Raw genomic sequence first — 19994 nt, forward strand, 5'->3', positions numbered from 1 at the left:
GGCTAGGCAGTGATTCCCTCAGGCGAGCACGGCTGTGCTGCCCGGGGAAACAACCGAGTTAGGGCCAACTGACTACCAGATCTTAACGCGCTCGCTTTGTGGTCGGAAAAGCTTATCGCCTTCTTTCACAGCAAATGCCTCATAGAAAGGCGTAAAGTTAGATAAAGGACCATTGGCTCGATACTGCGCCGGAGAGTGGACATCCGTGATCAAACGCTGACGCGCCGCCGCTTCACGCTTTTTGGTTCTCCAGCTTTGCGCAAAGCCAATAAAAAAGCGCTGCTCGGGCGTATACCCGTCAATGATTTCTTTGTCCTTGCCCGACAGTGAGAGCAGATACGCTTTGTACGCCACAGTCAGACCACCTAAGTCACCAATGTTCTCGCCCAGCGTCATGCGCCCATTTACTGCGGCATCTTCAAACGGCTTATAGCTATCAAACTGCGCAACCAGAGCATCTGTACGTTGTTTAAACTGGTCCAGATCGGCGTCCTGCCACCAGTTACGAATATTGCCATCACCATCAAACTGCGCACCCTGATCATCAAACCCGTGTCCCAGTTCATGCCCAATCACCGCACCAATGGCGCCGTAATTGACGGAATCATCCACGCTCATATCAAAAAATGGCGGCTGCAATATCGCGGCAGGAAACACTATTTCGTTCTTCAATGGGTGATAATAGGCATTCACTGTTTGCGGTGTCATTTCCCACTTAGTCTGATCAACAGGCTGGCCAATCTGCTCCAAGTGGTAGTCCACCTCATGTTGTCTGGCGCGGATCACATTGCCAACCAGATCGTCTGCTTTGATTTCAAAATCGTAACTACGCCAGTGATCGGGATAACCAATTTTGTAGCTGACTTTGGTGAGCTTATCCTGAGCTGCGGCTTTGGTTTCGTCAGTCATCCAGTCCAGATTGTCGATACTCACACGGTACGCCGCAATCAGGTTTTGTACCAAGGTTTCCATACGCGCCTTTGCCGCAGGAGAGAAGTGCCTGGCCACATAAAGCTTGCCAACTTCTTCGCCCAACATGCCGTTGGTCATGGCCACACCACGTTGCCACCTTGGTTGCTGTTCCGTCACCCCTCGCAATGCTGCGCTGTAAAACGCAAACCGGGCATCAGCAAAGGGCGCACTCAGCAATTCTGCAAAACTGTTGACTGTGTGAAACTTCAGATAAGTTTGCCAATCCGCCAGGGAGATTTGGTCGAATAGCGCGCCTAATTCTTCGAAGTAACTTGGCTGCATAACAATGATTTTATCTTGCGCTGGCAGGCCCAGCCCGGCTGATACATTGTTCCAGTTAAGCTTGCCCAGTTTTGAATCCAACTCAGCAGCGCTATGGGGGTTGTAGATCAAGCTTATTTCACGACTTTTGGTGCGGCTCCACATGATATCAGCCAACTTAGTTTCAATAGCGAGCACGGCCCTGGCCTGCGCTTCGGGGTTTGGCTCTCCTATCAAACGTAACATAGTCACAACCATGTTCTGATAGTCGGCCCTTAGCTGTACTGATTTATCATCATCTTTAGTGTAATAGTCTTTGTCTGGCATACCTATGCCATCCTGCGCCGCATACAAGGCATTAAAGCGCGCGTCTTTGCCATCTGGTATCACAAATAAACCTAAAGGCATGGCAATATGATGTCTTTGTAGTTTACCCATCAGCGTACTGAGCTGATCGTACGAATCAATCGCGGCAATGTCTTCCAGCAGCGGCTGCAGTGGTTTGTGACCAAGCTGCTCAAGCGCCTGTTCATTCATAAAGCTTGCGTACAGGTCACCGATTTTCTGCTCACTGCTGCCCGCTTTACCCGACTGTTGTTGCGCTTCATGGATCAACGTTTTTACCGCCTCATCCGACTCATAGCGTAACCGGTCGAAGCTGCCCCAGGACGCCTTATCCGCCGGAATATCCGTGTTCGCCAGCCAGCGACCATTTACATACTGAAAAAAGTCATCCTGTGGCCTGACAGTCGTATCGAAATGGCTTGGATCTATACCCGATTTAAGCGACTGTACCTTCTGCGAGGCTGCTACCTGAGTACCGTGCTCACCTTGTGATGAACACCCACTCAGAGCCGCCAACGCAGCTGCCATAGCAATCACTAATGTTGTTTTTTTCATGCGTTTCCCTCTTATTATTGTGTGTTAGCGGGCAAAAATATCACCCAGCAGCGTAAAATACACAAGCCAAAGATGTTTCTGTATGTACGCATTTATCGTTTCAAATATCTTTTTTATTTAATATCAGCAAGTTGAAAAAACCTAACAGAAAAAATGTTACAAAAAAGACAGGGTAAGCACCCGGGCCTCCTTTGCTTAAACATAAAAAAACCCCGCTGTTGCGAGGTTTGTTTAGTCCCAGAATGTTTAGTTCCAGAATATAAGTTAAATTCTGAACCGGTTTCTCAGGCCAAGGCCGATTAAAAATATAAAAATGAAAGACATAAATGCATGGAGGTAGCTGTACAGATCATAACTACTGGGGAGTTTGTCACCAAAAAGCTCTGTGAGTGCTCTTTCCCGTGCCCCTTTTGATATAGAAATGAATGGTGCCACAGTCGCTATCGAGACAGTGAGTGCTGCCTTTTCATCCAAGTGCCTACCGACAAGCGAAGCACTATTTTGTTCAAGAGGTATCTCAATAACTTCAGTCGAAAGCTCACTCTTTAATAGCTTTGCTTCAATAAAGGTAAAATGCGCAAACATTATGATTGAGAGGATCAATAGCAGCATTGGTCTAAAAACACTTTGTCCGTAATTGCTAGTAATGCTATAGAGCAGGTTTAAAATATACTTCAGTGGGTTGCCTTCAATCCAGCGGCTATGCCTAAGCTCATCCGCGTTAAATGCTAACATTCTTTTATGGTCTTTGTTGGATGAAGCAATTTCCTTTAACCGACAAAGGCGCTCTACATCATCGGATATAAAGTACTTTGTGTAACCTAAGCCTATAACCAGACCTCTTTTTGGCTTAATAATAAATTGGCTTAAATCTATATGGTGAATTGTTTTGGTTTGTCGAAGGTCGGGGATACATTTGTAATAACCAGACAGAATGAATAGCTTTTCAAAGGACGCCCCTGTGAAGTCAAGCACGGTTATCTTTTCAGCTTTAGCTGGTGAGAATTCAAAACTGGATTCAAACAAAGAACTCGTAAATTCCAGAACCTCTGAAATGTTTGTTGCCAAGAAACTTACCTTACTACCAAAGGTTACCTTCCTAAATAGAGCACCACAGTTGAAAGTTGCACACCCAAAGTTCGCATTTCCGTTAAAAGCTACTTCACGAAAGTTCACTATACTGTTGAAAACTGAATAGCTAAAACTTGCGTCATCGTCGAAGGTTGCACCTTCAAAATCCACCGGTTTGCAGAAAATAGCACTTCGGAAGTCTACTTTTTTACTGAAACTTGCATCACGAAAGCACACATCCAAAACGAAAGTCGCTTCGCGAAAGTACGCAGTACCTCTAAAAGTTGCTTTGCCGAAGTCTGCTACACCGCTAAATTTATACCCCTCAAAGCTAAAAATCGGTTGCTCAACCGGCTGTTTTGCAATTAATACTTCTAAGTCTTTGTTATTCGGAAAACGTTTTTTTAGCGCAGCATAGTCAAAATCCACCCCCTCAAAGCTCACTTCAGCTCCCGGGTTGTCTTTCATCCAATTATTCCAGGCGTCTTTGCCTTTTAGCCACAACAGGATTGCATCGTCACCTTCAAGCTTTGTGACCTTATCTGCCTGGCTCATTTGCTCCCGCTCTAATTCCTTTTCCATATCTACCTCGCAATGCTTATATGAACCATATTACTGATTTAGATGGGGTATGGAATAGTCGGTTTTGGGTAGAGCTGAGTTTACTTTTACCTTTGTATAAAGTAAGTGCAGGGCATATTCCTTGGCTATACACACCTCATATGCTGTCAGGTACCTTGAAACAACAACCGCAGGCTCATTGCCTGCGGTTGTTGTTTAGATTGTTGCAAAGAAGTGATGCGCTACCAGATTTTAACGCGCTCGCTTTGTGGACGATAAAGCTTATCGCCTTCTTTGACAGCAAATGCCTCATAGAAAGGCGTAAAGTTAGATAAAGGACCATTAGCGCGGAATGCTACCGGAGCATGCACATCCGTTACCAGGCGTTGACGTAACGCTACTTCGTGCTTTTTAGTCCGCCATTTTTGCGCATAGCCAATAAAAAAACGTTGCTCTGGCGTATAACCATCAAGCAGCGTTTTTTCTTTACCCTGCAAAGACAGCATATAGGCCTTGTATGCCAATGTGATGCCTCCCAGATCTCCGATGTTTTCACCCAGAGTTAAACGTCCATCGATAGCAACATCTTCAAAAGGACGATAACGATTAAACTGCGCAACCAATGCATCGCCACGGGCTTTAAATTCAGCCAGGTCGGGCTCTGCCCACCAGTTTCGAATGTTCCCGTCACCGTCAAACTGAGCCCCCTGATCATCAAACCCATGGCTCAACTCATGACCAATAACAGAACCAATCGCACCGTAATTAACGGCGTCGTCAGCTGACAAATCGAACGATGGCGGCTGTAACCTCGCGGCAGGGAAAACAATCTCATTTTTCAGTGGATGATAGTAAGCGTTGACTGTTTGCGGCGTCATTTCCCATTGCTGACTGTCAACCGGTTGATTGATTTGTGCCATCTCATGTTTAAAATTGTACTGATGGGCCCGCATGACATTACCAATCAGATCATCGCGGCGGATCTCAAAGTTGTAACTACGCCAGACATCCGGGTAACCAATCTTGTAGCGAACTTTGGCCAGCTTTTCCTGCGCTGCGGCTTTGGTCTCATCGCTCATCCAGGTCAGTTCATTAATGCTATCACGATAGGCCGCCATTAGATTGCGGACCATTTCTTCCATTTTTGCTTTTGCCTGAGGTGAAAAATGTGCTTCGACATACAACTTGCCCACCTCTTCGCCCAAATTGTCGCTGACAAGCCCCACACCCCGCTGCCAGCGAGGCTCCATCTTTTCAACACCGCGCAGCGTGCGCTTGTAAAAATCGAAGTGTGCTGTGACAAATGGCTCGCTCAGTTGTGGTGCAAAGTGATTGAGAGTATGAAACCTGAGATAAGTCCGCCATTCCTGCACCGACACCTGACCAAATAACTCACCGAGCCCGGCAACAAAGTCTGGTTGCATCAGGATCACTTTATCCATTGCCGGTAACGTCATAGCCTGTGCGGTTTTTTCCCAGTTCAGTTTTCCCAGCATAACTTGCAACTGTTCGGGCGTATGCGGATTGTAAGTAAGACTGAGCTGACGTGACTGAGAGCGGCTTAACTTGACTGCGGCCATTTTGGTCTCCAGCTCAAGTATAGCCTGAGCACGTGCTTGCGGCTGAGGCTCACCGCTCAGACGCAGCAGAGTCGTTACATGTTGAAGATACTGGTGGCGGATCTGAGCAGTCTTTTCATCATCGCTAAGATAATGCTCTTTGGCTGGCATTCCCGTACCATCTTGCATAAGGTACAACGCATTGTAAGATGAGTTTTTGCCATCTGGCACAGCAAACGCCATCAATGGCGTAGTTACCCCGAGTGTTGTCAGTTTACCAATTAATGTGCTTAGCTGGTCATAGCTCTGCACAGCGTCAATTTCAGCCAACAGGGGACTGAGCGGTTTAAGCCCGAGCTGTTCCACGCGTTGTGTATCCATAAAACTGGCATAAAAGTCACCAATTTTTTGCTCACTACTCCCCTGAGCACCCGGTTGTTGCTGCGCTTGCTGGATCAGCGCTTTAACCGCTTCATCCGACTCGTAACGCAGCTTGTCAAAACTGCCCCACGACGAGCGTTCTGCCGGAATTTCTGTCGTGTTTAACCATTTACCATTGACGTGCTGATAAAAGTCGTCCTGTGGCCTGACGCTCATGTCAAAGTTGTGTAACTCAACTCCAGACTTAAGGCTTTGTTGCACCTGAGCATGCTCACTATTATCACTTGGGTTCACATGCTGAGAGCATCCCCCCAACATGGCCAACGCCGCCGACACAGACAACACCAACGCGCTCTTTTTCATCCTACTATCCTTAATATTGTTATTATTCATATTTTTAAGGCCGCACTATGTCGTATCGCAAATCATATTGCAAGCCAGATCCCCTCTCTGCCGCATAATGGTTTAACAAAAAATACTCCATTGCTATCAATATATTAGCAATATGAACAGCAACACCGTTGAACCAGCAGCTAAACCAAACCATTCGCCCGTGCAGGACGCGACGTGTCCAGCCCTAAGCGCCGGACGTTCCATCTCTGTTTCAATCCACGCGTCCGTGTAGGACGCGACCCTTATACTGCTGTAGGCAAATCGCCCACTTGATCGTTTCAATCCAGGCGCCCGTGCAGGACGCGACATAATTTGCATGTGCCCAATGATGTACAGAGCGGGGTTTCAATCCACGCGCCCGTGCAGGACGCGACTCATAAACGAACCACTCAACCATGCACACAAAAGGTTTCAATCCACGCGCCCGTGCAGGACGCGACAACCGCCCCAGAAAATATGATGCGCCTGGGATTTGTTTCAATCCACGCGCCCGTGCAGGACGCGACCTTAATCGCTTTTTCAGCATCTGCTTTGTTACTTCGGTTTCAATCCACGCGCCCGTGCAGGGCGCGACGCATCACTTTAAAAAAGCAGCTTAAAACGGGGTGTTTCAATCCACGCGCCCGTGCAGGACGCGACCATAGAGCAGTTTTTTCAACGCCTGTATTATGAGGTTTCAATCCACGCGCCCGTGCAGGACGCGACCAACGAAATGGTCGTAGAGTTTGTTGACCTGTCAGTTTCAATCCACGCGCCCGTGCAGGACGCGACCATTGGACCTTTCTTGCTCATTGGTTTTTTCTTTGTTTCAATCCACGCGCCCGTGCAGGACGCGACCATCAATCATGGAGGCAAACGGTCATGAGTGGTGGTTTCAATCCACGCGCCCGTGCAGGACGCGACTGGATTGCGAGTAATGCCGCTTATCCTCATCTGAGTTTCAATCCACGCGCCCGTGCAGGACGCGACTCCACCTAAAAAGCAGACGCTGCAACCTAAATCAGTTTCAATCCACGCGCCCGTGCAGGACGCGACAGCTGGCTGATTTTGGTTAATGTGCTTGTTGCCGGTTTCAATCCACGCGCCCGTGCAGGACGCGACTTGTGGTCTAACGCCGTCATCCATGAGGTGCGATGTTTCAATCCACGCGCCCGTGCAGGACGCGACGCTGGTGCTGAAATCGAAATAACAAACTATGGTGTTTCAATCCACGCGCCCGTGCAGGACGCGACGCTTGCCATTACCAAAGCCCTTTACGATTTCGCAGTTTCAATCCACGCGCCCGTGCAGGACGCGACCACTCCACGGTGTTTATCCAGATAGCACTGCCTGTTTCAATCCACGCGCCCGTGCAGGACGCGACTTTTAAGAGGGATGGAGAGCATCGAAAAAAGGCGTTTCAATCCACGCGCCCGTGCAGGACGCGACGATACACCGTCACACTTGGCGAGCCCTGAAACTGGTTTCAATCCACGCGCCCGTGCAGGACGCGACGTCAATCGTTTAGAGGCCGCTTTATCTATTCGGCGTTTCAATCCACGCGCCCGTGCAGGACGCGACTTGGCATGTTTTGCTGTTTATGCGTCCGGAAGATGTTTCAATCCACGCGCCCGTGCAGGACGCGACTTTATGCTCTCGTCCGGCCAGTTTTCGATTGTCTGTTTCAATCCACGCGCCCGTGCAGGACGCGACGCATTGTTTTTTCTGGTCATTTCTCTTTTTCGTGTTTCAATCCACGCGCCCGTGCAGGACGCGACAAAACCTCGAAAGGGGGCTAAGCCCCCATAGTTAGTTTCAATCCACGCGCCCGTGCAGGACGCGACCTTCCAAGGGAGATTTACGCTGTGCCGACGGGTGTTTCAATCCACGCGCCCGTGCAGGACGCGACCCAGTCAACTACCATCTTACACGCTTTAGTAATGTTTCAATCCACGCGCCCGTGCAGGACGCGACACCCTCACGTACAAAGTCGGGCCATAAGTGCATGTTTCAATCCACGCGCCCGTGCAGGACGCGACCATAGGCGCAGCCGTGGGTGGCTTTGCTGGCTCAGTTTCAATCCACGCGCCCGTGCAGGACGCGACGAACTCCAGCAGGCGATCAGCCAGGGCGTCATGGTTTCAATCCACGCGCCCGTGCAGGACGCGACACTGCTGATTAGATTGGTCAGCATCGCGCCAATGGTTTCAATCCACGCGCCCGTGCAGGACGCGACTATAAGTTTTGCGCTTGGTAGACATACATCATGTGTTTCAATCCACGCGCCCGTGCAGGACGCGACTGCATTCAGCATGAGTGGTAAGGTTTGGGTATTGTTTCAATCCACGCGCCCGTGCAGGACGCGACATCATTAGGCATTTTTGCCAAAAAAGCGCCGTTGTTTCAATCCACGCGCCCGTGCAGGACGCGACGTCTAACTCGTCAAGACTGCATAAAGCTAGTCGAAGTTTCAATCCACGCGCCCGTGCAGGACGCGACTCAAAGCGTGTCTATAAACACCGCAGGCCTAATGTTTCAATCCACGCGCCCGTGCAGGACGCGACCTGGCAGAATACCGCTCTGTGCCACAGAAAATCGTTTCAATCCACGCGCCCGTGCAGGACGCGACCCCTGACCCAGGCACGTGACCACTGGATTGTGCTGTTTCAATCCACGCGCCCGTGCAGGACGCGACGTTCGTAAAGGCTCCGGGTTTCGCCGGTACCGGGTTTCAATCCACGCGCCCGTGCAGGACGCGACTATAAATTTCTTTGAGGATCTTTTTTGCTGAGTTGTTTCAATCCACGCGCCCGTGCAGGACGCGACGCGGACATCTCCAATACTGCTGCTGACATGCTGTTTCAATCCACGCGCCCGTGCAGGACGCGACTGCCTTGTTACCAAGGCCCAGCCAGCTTAGCAAAAATGCTTGATTTGCGCTAACCTCGACAAAAATCTTTGTCAAACACACAGCCAAGCTGGCGGTAATTTAAAATAGCCTTATTTTTAAAGAACATACATAAGCGCTAACCTCCAGGGTTTTTATGAGAACCAGGGGTTAGCGCTGAGGTATTCAAATTGGGGATCAAAGAATGAGTGGATCACGAAAAATATCAATGGCCGTTTTGGCGCCGTGATGTTCCACTTTATTGTGCCAGTTTTTGCCTAACTTATAGAATCTCAAACTGTCGACTTGTGGGTCATAGATTTTTAATAGTTTAGCCTTAAAGCTCACCCACTGCGCCGAGTCTACTTCGCACTCAAATACTGAGTACTGTACACGAACTCCATGATCCAGGCACACCTTGGCAAGGTTACGTAAGCGTTTTTGTCCGTCTTCGCTCTCAAAAGAAACATCATAAGTCACCAATACCATCATAGTGTATATCCTTACTTTTTCAGGTAAAAAGGCGGGTAGCACTCTAGGTCGCCCCGAATATGTCGAGCCAGCAGCATGGCCTGCACGTGCGGTAGTAACCCCAACTGAATTTTTTCCTGTAAAAACTCATGCCGGATCTCTTCTTGCTTTTTACTCTGATAAGCCTGAAAAACTCGCTTTCTGGCTTCATCTTTTAGCGTTACACCACCTACGCTATCGGTTGTGAAGTCAGACTCTGAAAGCTGTCCACGGTTGAATAAAGTCACCACCAGGGTATCTATCAGCGATGCCCGAAATTCTTCTAGCAGATCCAGTGCCAGACTATCGCGCCCCGGTCGCTCCTTATGTAAGAACCCCACTTGCGGGTCCAGGCCAACACCTTGCAATGCGCCACTTATTTCCTGCCCAAGTACTGAGTAAAGTAACGAGAGCACTGCATTAACGGGATCTTTAGGTGGCCTTCGGCTACGGCCATTGAATAACTTGCCATTTTGATTCGCTTTAATCACATCAGCAAAAGCGGCAAAGTAATGTGCAGCGGCTTCCCCTTCCATGCCCAGCACTTGCTCATAATCAAGCTGTACTTCCAGCTGTTCTAAGATCTGTCTGAGCCGATTGATGGCTTTATTCAGCTTTTCACTGTCGCCATGATTGCGACGGTGGCGCTGTAAAAAAGTACGGCTTGAACGCACTTTCGCGCTGACTACCAGCCTGGCAATCTCAGTCGATGCCTGATCGACCACCCGATATTGCTGGCGGCGCAGCAGCACATTGCCGGTTTGTTTACCCACCACATTTGCCAGAAACCGTCCCTGCATATCAAAAAAGCTCAGGTGCGTGCCGCTCTCACCGCAAAACCCCAACAGCTGGGGAGAAACCATAATATTACCAAAGCAAAAAATACTACCAATAGAGTGAATAGGGAGCTGCATCAGCTTTTCTTTGACTCCTTCGGTACGTTGCTCAATCAGCAGGGTTTCTCGCTGTTTATGCAAATAAACACCCTCTTTGGTGATATACAGACTGTTTTGGAGTTTCTTCATTTTTCATCCAGGTTGAACATGGCCGATACATAGGCACTTGATCTGTCCCCTTGCATCAGCTTGGGCTGGCATAATTCATACAAAGAGCAGGCTTTACAGTGTTTGCCATACTCGGGTTGGGGTGTTCGGCCTTGCCTGAACAGGTTTTGGATTTGCTCAAGCAATGCCAGGGTCTGAGTGCGCAATGCGGCATCAATTTCAACTTCTAAACGTTTACGCGTTTGCCAGTACCACAACGCGCCCACTTCTACCTGAGTCGCCATCATTTCTTCCAGGCAAAGTGCCTGAGCACACAACTGCACTTTATCCACATTGGTGGCTTTGGGTTTGCCCCGCTTATACTCAACCGGCAAGTAGGTACTACTTGTGGTGTGATACTCCAGCAAATCGAGCTGACCATGCAAGCCAAGCTTGGGCGCATTCACGGTGATACCCCGCTCAAACCGCACGCCTTTGCGCGACTCCGGCGCACCACTATCTACTCGCTCATGTAACTGACGGCCATGGGCCGTCAGAAAATTTTCCTGCCATACCTGTTCCAAGTGGATCAGCGCACATTGCCGGGGGCAAAATAGATAGTGCTGCAACGCAGAGATCGCCACTGAGCGACGATCAGCTACGTCCGAGTGCATGATCAAAACCCTTCGATCACTTGCGGCTCTAACCCTTCCAGTGCACTGAGCAAGGCGTCGTTCAGTGCCGACGTATCAAGCGATTCACCATGTTCAATATGGCTGCGCAGTGTCTGGTGTACTTTGGCAGAAGAATACTGGCCCGACTTACTGTTATGCTGCCACCAGATAAGGTGAGAAACGGCCATAGAGCCTTCCGGGCGTGCCGAGGAGGCATCGCCTTCAAACAGGCGAGGTAACACAGCCTTTAGCTTGTCGGCATCGTCATCACTGAAGCCGGTTTTTTCAGCTAACTGAGGCGTCATCGCACCAAAGGCAACATACGTTGCGTTATCAACCCGGTGCTTCATGCCCATGGTATCTGAGCTTTTCTTTTTACCATCGCCTTCACCGCTCACACTTTTGGTGATCTGGGTACTGGAAATACTCACCGGCTCCAGGCTGAATGCACTTTGTATCGTCACCGGACCACGCACCGGAATGGATACACCATCGCTGCCACTGCCTTTGTAAGCAAAGACCTGTCCAAACGCGCGCACGTCCAGCCACTTTTCGCAGCAAATTTTAGCCGCGGTATCGACCGACGTTTTTTTGCTGTTAAAGGTGTCTTTGCCTACCCCAAATTCGTCTGATTCAGCGCGGCTTCTCAGGCTCGGCATACCGTCGGATTTCTTTTCGTCCGACTGAACAAAGATACTTTCACCCGCTTCTTGTAAACGGTCGCGAATTTTGCGTTTAAGGCACACGTCGGTGATCTCACCAAAACCATCGTAGTCCGTTCTTGGGCGGTTGCCATTCAGCGGATCGCCGTTGGGATTAGCATTTTTAACGGTAAAGATCAGGGCAAAGTCAATTTTGTTGGTTAAGCTCATGGTTCATTCCTTTTAAAATTAAACTGATTCGGTTTGTGGTGAGGATGGTTCGGTTTTGTTGGTTGCTTTGGGCTGCCACTGACCTTTTACTGGCGAGTGCTGCTCCAGCCACATCATCTGACTATGAAAACCAAGCAAGAATTCCGGCGATAGTTTTTTGTCTGAGTTGTAATGCTCAACCTCAGCAAATAAATCTGTAATTTGCGCCAGCTTGAGTGTGTATGCCCGTTCGAACGATTCACCATAATGAGCAAAAATACGCTGCTGATAGGGCACCAAAGCCGATACTATGGTCAGCCAGGTTGAACTGGGTTTATTCACAAAGCGGTTCATATATCGCTCTGCTGTGGTCATTCGCTTGCTGTCGCCTATCGACAATGCAATTTGTTCAATCTTGTTGGCCACTGCCAGCAAGCGACCAAATAAGTAGTCGCGTGATTTGTAGTCTTCTTGAAGTGCCATCTCGTAATCCTTTTGTTCAGATTTGATTTTTGTACGCTTGTAGTAAGCCCGGATCAGCGCACAGGCGACCCCCAGGTTTTGCGCCCACAGCCAGTTCTGATCGTTCTTATAAGCCACCCGATTAACTGCGCGATGAAATGCATTGTTCATAATGTCTCTGGGGATTGGGTTCCCTTCGACAATGCAGGGGTAGAGTCGGGCCACCAGGTTTTTCTTCAGGCTTTCAGAGGATTTCAGCACATCCCCATAAGTGGCATCGAGTGTCCTGTATAACGACGGGGCACAGATCCGCCAGCCGCTGTTTTTGTCATCCAGCTTAACCCGCTGCCACCAGCCTAAGTCCAGCTGCCATTGTTTTAGCCGGGCAAGAAAATCTTCCGCCACCGTTTCTCGATAGTACAAGATCCCCATGCGTCCGGGGGTTGCTGAATCAATCCCTATCATGGCAATTTGCTCGTTTTTATCGAGCTGCTCAGGCCCTGTCAGGCCATTAAAGTAATGGTTCAGGTTATTGGCATAACGCTCACCCAGGTCCACGGTGTGATCTACTTCAGGTTTGGCTGTCTGCCAGTTTAACCAGTCCTGTTCAGCCGGGTCCGGTACGGCTTTACCTGATATCGCCCAGGCCAAATAAACCTGTTCACCGGTTCTGTGACCCTGCCTTGCCAGTAACCAGCGCAGCGCATTGTGCGCTTTCTGGGTGGCTTCAAAACTGACCGAACTGGCTTCCTGTCCGCTGCTAAAGCGTCCTCTGTAGGTATAGCCACTGCTATCATTTGAAGAGATCAGTTTGGCCTTGTCGCCGCTGTGCCTGAGCTTAGCAGGATGATTATCAGACGCAGGTAACTCCTCGCCAGTCACCATACACAGTGCTGCGTTGCCGCCGTTTTGTGCATCAAACGCAATCCAGCTTTGTTGCAATTCAGGATCCAGCCAGGTTTTACTTTGCAGCTCGTCCGGTTGCTCGACACTCCAGCAAACCAGCGCAGCGCCTTGGTCAATTTTTCCCTGCTGCTTTGGCAGCAGTTTGAGTAATGCAGGAGTGTCGCCCTCCCCTGACCACTCAGTCAGGAGCACGCCGTCTTGCGCATGCAATACGCCCTGCTCTACTAAATCAGCAACCAGCGTTCTTTTTTCTACATAACGCAATATCGCTTGTAAGGGGGGTTTACAAAATTCCGAGTCTGCCCAAGTTTTAAGCTGGGTCAGGTATAAATCGAATCCTGGTTTTTTAATACCGCCAAACGCTTCATAGTCACCTGCGACATACTGGATTTTATCTGCCAAAGCATGAGCTGCTAGGCCACTAGCTCTTCCGGCTGACTTTTCTGTTGCAGGCAAAACCAGTATCTGCTTGTCAACTTCTGCTCCTAAAAACTCTCCTTCTCCGTTCAGACGCACATGAATATGGGCCGTTTGCGGTGTGTGGCTGATGGGCATGATCTGCTCATCCAGCGGCGCATCGGCAAATCTTTGCTGTGCCTGCTCGTAGGTGTTGTATAGTTTTGCAAGCCAGCTCATAGGCTTTCCTCCGTACTCGCCACTGGTTGCATATTGTTATCCAGCTCAAATGCTTTGGCCTTCATATCACGCACGTAACGATTTACCGGGCATTCTTTGGGCGTTGGGTAATCGATCACACCGTTTTTCATCACGGCATGCCAAAAACGGGTTCGTAATTCATCTTTGCCGGTTTCATCCGGATAATCGAAGCCATGAAACATCAGACCAAAGCCCAGTTCGTCTGTGTCGTCAAATGCGCCTTTGCCTTCGCCAAACTCGCAAGGTTCCACATAGCCCTGGCAGTCACGAGTTCCCAGAAAAATATCCTGGCGTCCGCCTTTGTTCAGCATCCGCTTAGCAATGGCAAAGTGTTTACCATCAACACGATCCTGAGCAAGCTCAGGACGGTGTTCATTCCATTCAAAGTGGGCCAGAACCTGGTATTCAACGTCGTGCAAAAACGTGTAATAGGCCAGACTGTTACCACCACCCCAGTTCAGTGGCTTGGTGCCCCGGGTTTGTGTTCTCAGGGGCTTAATTACCCGTACCTTATCAACATGCCAGACCAGCGTGGGCTTCCAGTAAATGGACTTTAGTACGCCCTTAATGGCCTCGTAGGTGGGGATATGGTAAGAACACTTTTCGCCACCCACCCGGGTAATGGGATCGGAAAACAACGCGTGCCGCCCCCATAAGCGAAAACTGATACTGTTTTTCATTCTATCTCCTTGTTCCGTTTTTCCATGTTGCGCTAGAGGACTAAACCTTCCTGCTCACCACAGATTTCTAAACTCAATCCAAACTCGCTGCTGTAATGCTCATCCCGCAGGTAGTACACCGGCTCATCCTCTGCTATCGGGTAGGCCGCCTCACTATCCAGCAACTGCTTTAACTTGTGGGTAAACACATTCACACTGTACTTTTGTGCCTGTTGTAACAATTTACGGTACTGCGCCGCATCGAAGCGTTTATCGAGCGCCAGCAGCGCGCTGATCAGCGTTTTGGCTGTATTGTCATACGGGACTATCACCCCCTGCGTGGGCGCGTTGATTGCCTTAAACGCTTTACCCGCAACCATAAATGCCTGCCTGATCGCAATAGGCGACTTTTCAATGTTCTTTTCGTTGCTGCTGAGCAAGTCAACCAACTGGCTTTGGCCTTGGGTCAATCCATGCGTGCCTGTCGGGTAACCCATTTCATCGCAGCGCTCATAAAAGTATTTATCGAAGTAACGTGTGGTGTATTCGGGCGACAGCAGCTTGGCCTCATCAAAGTCATCCGCATCCAGGATGTACTTTGTTGCTGCAACGCCCTGTTTGATATCCGTCAGCATATTGAGGTTTTCTTTGTGCGGATTCACCACCAAGACTTCGCCCATGCCTTGTTGTCTGCCATGGCGGTTACAACGCCCGGCTGCCTGGGCAATGGAATCCAGGCCCGCCAAAAATCGCACTACGGTATTAAAATCAACGTCAACGCCGGCTTCGATTAGCGCGGTTGACAGGCACAAGGTGGGCAAGCCGTCATCCAGGCGCGACCTTATTTCGTCAAGTTTTGCTTTGCGGTGCGCCGCGCACATATCTGTGCTGAGATGAAAAATACCATCCGGCCAGGCTAAGTGTTCATTGAGTGCGTGATACAAGGCTTTAGCCCAGTGTTTGGTATTCACAATAACCAGGCAACTGGTATTAGATTCAAGCTGCTGTGCGATAAGCGCTGTGAGTTCACTTTCATCCCAGCCCCGAGGCCGCACAAGGTTGCGAACCGTAACACGCTCCAGTGCCTGATAGAGCTTTGAAATATCCGGAGTCAGCTCATTGTCACCTGTGAGTGCCAGCTCACCCCGCGGCCTTACCCGCTCGGGTAGTTTGTTCAGTAGTGGCTGTGTCGCGGTGCACATCACGGCTGTGGTATGGCAATGCCGGGTCAAAAAGTTCACGGCGTTATTAAACAGATGAACACAATTAATCGGTAAGGTTTGGATCTCATCGAAGATCAGCACCGCCTTGCTCAGCTGGTGCAAACGTCTTACGCCACGTGTGCCGCCACCAAACAGGCTCTCAAGAAACTGCACCATAGTGGTAAACACAATGGGTTTATCCCAGTTCTCGCAGGCCAGTTTGGTGCGCCAGGTTTGCACTTCGGGCTCCAGATTTGAATGATGTTCAAGCACCCATTGCTCACCCAGCTCATCACCAAAGACGTCCCTCACTGCCTGAGCATTTTGCTCAATAATTGAGGTGTAAGGGATCACATAAATTATACGGTCGAGCTGGTGTTGTTTAGCATGGTGTAAGGCAAACCTGAGACTGGCGAGGTTTTTTCCTCCCCCCGTCGGCACGGTAAGGCTGTATATGCCTTGCTGACCTAACGCCTTTTGTTGGCAATTAGCTGAGATAGCCGCGCGGATCTGGTTAATACCCTCTGTATCAAATCCAGCAATTTTTGACTCCAAAAGCGCACAAGCCATATGCCAGTCTGCTTGTGTATTGCGTGTGGGTTCATTGCCGGGTGTTTCAAAGTCGGCGCTGTTTGTTCTGTCTGCATCAATTAAGCAGCTAAACCACAGTTTAACAAATATGCCCAGATAAAAGTCATGCTCTGTTTTGTTTGAACGATAAGGGCTAAGACTGGTTTTAAGCGCCTGTGCGGCCGATTTTAAAAAGTCATAACCGGCCAGCTTGCGGGCTTCGTTCAGTACTTCAGGGTTCGCATTTTGAGTACATTCATTAAGGTGCGTAGCTTCTTCCCCTTGATCTAACCTATTCCGCAAACCACCACTTGGTTCGGCCAGGCAATTGATCAACCCACTGTGGTGAGACACAATACATAAAGCCAGCCCCTGCACAACGACCATGCAGTACTGGCTCAATGAACTGTCTTCTTTAAAAATCACAGGGGCAATCTGCATCAAGTGGTCAACCAACCATTGCGCACCCGCGGTGGAGTGATTGATTGTGCCTTTTTGTCCCTTCACCGTTCTTGCCAGGGATTCAATATCCTCATCCAGATCGGGGTTAGCATGAGCCTGCTTTAAGGTAATAATATCGTCCATATAACCCTGAAAAGCAGCGCTATACTTACCAAAGTCGTGTAACAGACCAATCAAGGCACCTGCTTGCGCATAACCAAATTTTTCGGCAAGGGCTTCAGCCAGTACTTTAACTTCGCGTAAATGAGTAAGGACGCTTTGATGTTCACTTCCTGTTGCTGCGGGGTGGGCAATGAATGGCATAAAACTCCTTTTTAGCGCTTAATTTATTGTTTATTTTGCCTATGCAGACAAGAATGTAAATTAAATGAATAAATTTTTAAATTAAAATGTGATCTAAAACAATGGCGATGGCACTTGGAAAGTTTCTAATCAAACTGGATAGCTGGGTCACAAGCTTGTTGGAGCCTGGCACTTTGTTCCCTTGGTGTTTGTTATGCTGTTGGGCTTACCTTACCGTACAAAACGACTGGCTTAGTGCTATGTTAGGTGCGCCGATTCTGGCGGCTATTTTTACTCTGCTAATAAGTTTGACTATTTTTATTGCTGGCCTGATCTTAATAACGCTTGGCACTGTGTGGTCATTGGCTGAACAGTTGCTACGTTCAGAACCGCCCAAATAGCAATCTCGATTATCTTGAACAACAGGCCCAAGGTTTCTAAAAGTTTCAATCCACGCGCCCGTGAAAGACGCAACAGCCATACGGCCCATTTCAGACGCTGGCATATTGTTTCAATCCACGCGCCCGTGAAGGACGCGACGTAGTTTTTCAATATCCCTTGCGCCATTTCGGGGTTTCAATCCACGCGCCCGTGAAGGACGCGACCCTATTGCATCAAGGAGTGATGCATTTAATTCAGTTTCAATCCACGCGCCCGTGAAGGACGCGACTTGAGGCCGTCTATGTTTAGCTTACTTGGTGGAGTGTTTCAATCCACGCGCCCGTGAAGGACGCAACCATATCCAATCTAACAACCCGGGTTGTGGCTCTTGTTTCAATCCACGCGCCCGTGAAGGACGCGACCGCCAGCGGACTGACGTCTAATACCGACGAGGCGGTTTCAATCCACGCGCCCGTGAAGGATGCGACCTGTCGTCTGGAACGAGCAGCTGGGGATATATGAGTTTCAATCCACGCGCCCGTGAAGGACGCGACGTTATGCCTGTCCCAAAAAGAAATTCAACATCATGTTTCAATCCACGCGCCCGTGAAGGACGCGACCAACCGTTTCAACAAGCAAAAGCAACCCTGATACGTTTCAATCCACGCGCCCGTGAAGGACGCGACCTTACTGCAACGTCACCGTCTTGGAATACGCGAAGTTTCAATCCACGCGCCCGTGAAGGACGCGACCTCCGGTAATGAAAATATATATAAAATGCTGGAGTTTCAATCCACGCGCCCGTGAAGGACGCGACCCGTGAATAGACCGCCGCCAGCAGACAATCGACCGTTTCAATCCACGCGCCCGTGAAGGACGCGACGATATAGAGCAGTTTTTCCAGCAGCTGTATTATGTTTCAATCCACGCGCCCGTGAAGGACGCGACCAGACATTTATAGTCCCTCATGTTGTCCCTGCTGTTTCAATCCACGCGCCCGTGAAGGACGCGACCCCCCCTACACCTGCAATCGCAGGCCAAATCAAGTTTCAATCCACGCGCCCGTGAAGGACGCGACGATTGTAATGCGTCGTCTGTGGTTAATACTGATGTTTCAATCCACGCGCCCGTGAAGGACGCGACGTTAGAGCTATTCAAAAGGCCATCTCAGAAACCAAGTTTCAATCCACGCGCCCGTGAAGGACGCGACAGCGGCGTAATATCCCGCTCCCACGCCAGCAAATGTTTCAATCCACGCGCCCGTGAAGGACGCGACATGCTTGTAGTACGGTCTGAACAAGTCCTGTGCAGTTTCAATCCACGCGCCCGTGAAGGACGCGACAGCCTTATAGTTAAGGCGCAACCAGCTTAACAAAAGTTCAGGTTTTGCGCTAACCTCTGTGGAAATAGCATATAAAACCATCACCAAACTAAGTAGCTGTAAAAATATCCTTATTTTTAAAGAACATATAAGAGCGCTAACCTCTCAGGTTTTTTATGAGAACTAAGGACTAGCGCTCCATTTCACTTTTTCAGGTTTTTTAGCAATAAAATATAGATAATGGCAAACATATTAACCAAGGAACCGGGCCGTTCTTTACCCCCCATTGTTCCTGCTGGTGCCGAATACATACCCCAGTAGTGCGGTGAGGGTTGGGAAGAGTACGTTGAGAATGATCAACTGGAGAGTGTCGAACCAGAAGGCGCGGAAGGTGGCGCGCTGGGTGGCGAGCAGCTCAAGTTTGGCCTGCATTTGTTCGGCGGTTAATGTGTTGTTTGGGTTGGCGGTGATGGCGTTAAAAAAGCGGATTTCGCCCCAGACAAAAATACTGAGAATAATGAGCAGAAAACCGATTAAGACCGCGATGATCCCCCAAGTGAGGTTTACACCGGCTTTTTCTTTGCCCGTGAGTGGTTCTGGATCGGATACCGGGGCTTCCATGGGTGATGAATCCCTGGCTATGCTTAAGTCCAGGTTTTGCCATGGTGTCTGAGTGTTGTTTTGGTCGCTGTCCTGTGCGTTCCCCGTCATCCTGTTTACCTAATGTTGTGCGCTCGGCTTTGATTTGCTGATGTTATTGAGTTCAGGCATCACTAATCTATGTACATCTTTTCCTTGCTTATCTGCAGATAAAATGGCTCTGTCATGAACCACCTCGTCTGAGGCCCAATCTAGTAAAGTCAGTGCTACTTTGGTCAGATCGCTGGATTTTTTTAACCCTAAACGCTGCTGTAACTGAGCCAAATAATCTGCATCGACGGAAAAGCGTACTTCAGTTTTTTTACTGTCTGCCATAATTACTCCAAAAAATTTCCGGATTTCTTCCAATATTAGTGGAATAAGTAAGGGGGTGCAATTAAAACAAGGTTGAGTACGTAATTATGAAGGACAAAAAAGGCCAGTCAAATGACCGGCCCTCTGCTTATACTT

At 49.2% G+C, this 19994-nt stretch carries 12 protein-coding genes and 2 CRISPR repeat arrays; all 12 genes read right to left on the minus strand.

From position 1 onward, the window contains the following. Window positions 1-72: 72 nt before the first annotated feature. Complete coding sequence (locus tag CWB98_RS11495) at window positions 73-2133, minus strand: M13 family metallopeptidase (RefSeq protein ID WP_138545010.1); 2061 nt, start codon at window positions 2131-2133, stop codon at window positions 73-75. Between the two features lie 264 nt (window positions 2134-2397). Beyond that, window positions 2398-3786 carry a pentapeptide repeat-containing protein gene (locus CWB98_RS11500; protein WP_138545011.1) on the minus strand — a complete coding sequence of 463 codons (1389 nt, stop codon included), beginning with the start codon at window positions 3784-3786 and terminating at the stop codon, window positions 2398-2400. A 221-nt stretch (window positions 3787-4007) separates the two neighbouring features. Continuing rightward, window positions 4008-6068: a M13 family metallopeptidase gene (locus tag CWB98_RS11505; RefSeq protein WP_171045634.1), complete on the minus strand. Its 2061-nt coding sequence runs from the start codon at window positions 6066-6068 to the stop codon at window positions 4008-4010. 238 nt (window positions 6069-6306) lie between these two features. After that, a CRISPR array of direct repeats spans window positions 6307-8967; the repeat unit is 32 nt; unit sequence GTTTCAATCCACGCGCCCGTGCAGGACGCGAC. Between the two features lie 195 nt (window positions 8968-9162). Beyond that, window positions 9163-9456 carry a CRISPR-associated endonuclease Cas2 gene (gene cas2 / locus CWB98_RS11510; protein ID WP_138545013.1) on the minus strand — a complete coding sequence of 98 codons (294 nt, stop codon included), beginning with the start codon at window positions 9454-9456 and terminating at the stop codon, window positions 9163-9165. A gap of 11 nt (window positions 9457-9467) precedes the next feature. Further along, window positions 9468-10499 carry a type I-C CRISPR-associated endonuclease Cas1c gene (gene cas1c, locus CWB98_RS11515; RefSeq protein WP_138545014.1) on the minus strand — a complete coding sequence of 344 codons (1032 nt, stop codon included), beginning with the start codon at window positions 10497-10499 and terminating at the stop codon, window positions 9468-9470. Then, on the minus strand, window positions 10496-11131 hold the full coding sequence (gene cas4 / locus CWB98_RS11520) for a CRISPR-associated protein Cas4 (RefSeq protein WP_138545015.1): 636 nt from the start codon (window positions 11129-11131) through the stop codon (window positions 10496-10498). The genes cas1c and cas4 overlap by 4 nt, the downstream gene beginning before the upstream one ends. A 2-nt stretch (window positions 11132-11133) precedes the next feature. Next, a complete protein-coding gene (gene cas7c, locus CWB98_RS11525) occupies window positions 11134-12003 on the minus strand; it encodes a type I-C CRISPR-associated protein Cas7/Csd2 (protein WP_138545016.1) in 870 nt (289 codons plus the stop codon). An 18-nt stretch (window positions 12004-12021) separates the two neighbouring features. Then, window positions 12022-13986 carry a type I-C CRISPR-associated protein Cas8c/Csd1 gene (cas8c, locus tag CWB98_RS11530; protein ID WP_138545017.1) on the minus strand — a complete coding sequence of 655 codons (1965 nt, stop codon included), beginning with the start codon at window positions 13984-13986 and terminating at the stop codon, window positions 12022-12024. Continuing rightward, complete coding sequence (gene cas5c, locus CWB98_RS11535; protein WP_138545018.1) at window positions 13983-14687, minus strand: type I-C CRISPR-associated protein Cas5c; 705 nt, start codon at window positions 14685-14687, stop codon at window positions 13983-13985. Before cas5c ends, cas8c begins: the two co-directional genes overlap by 4 nt. Window positions 14688-14719: 32 nt before the next feature. Beyond that, window positions 14720-17203: a CRISPR-associated helicase Cas3' gene (gene cas3 / locus CWB98_RS11540; RefSeq protein ID WP_138545019.1), complete on the minus strand. Its 2484-nt coding sequence runs from the start codon at window positions 17201-17203 to the stop codon at window positions 14720-14722. Window positions 17204-17625: 422 nt separating this feature from the next. Beyond that, window positions 17626-18905: a CRISPR direct-repeat array (repeat unit 32 nt; unit sequence GTTTCAATCCACGCGCCCGTGAAGGACGCGAC). 255 nt (window positions 18906-19160) lie between these two features. Further along, on the minus strand, window positions 19161-19595 hold the full coding sequence (locus CWB98_RS11545; protein ID WP_138545020.1) for a hypothetical protein: 435 nt from the start codon (window positions 19593-19595) through the stop codon (window positions 19161-19163). 9 nt (window positions 19596-19604) lie between these two features. Further along, entirely contained in the window at window positions 19605-19859 is a 255-nt protein-coding gene (locus CWB98_RS11550; protein WP_054013689.1) for a hypothetical protein, read from the minus strand. Between the last annotated feature and the right edge of the window lie 135 nt (window positions 19860-19994).

Origin of the sequence: Pseudoalteromonas rubra, from assembly GCF_005887115.1 — a bacterium.
GTDB classification, from domain to species: Bacteria; Pseudomonadota; Gammaproteobacteria; order Enterobacterales; family Alteromonadaceae; genus Pseudoalteromonas; species Pseudoalteromonas rubra_F.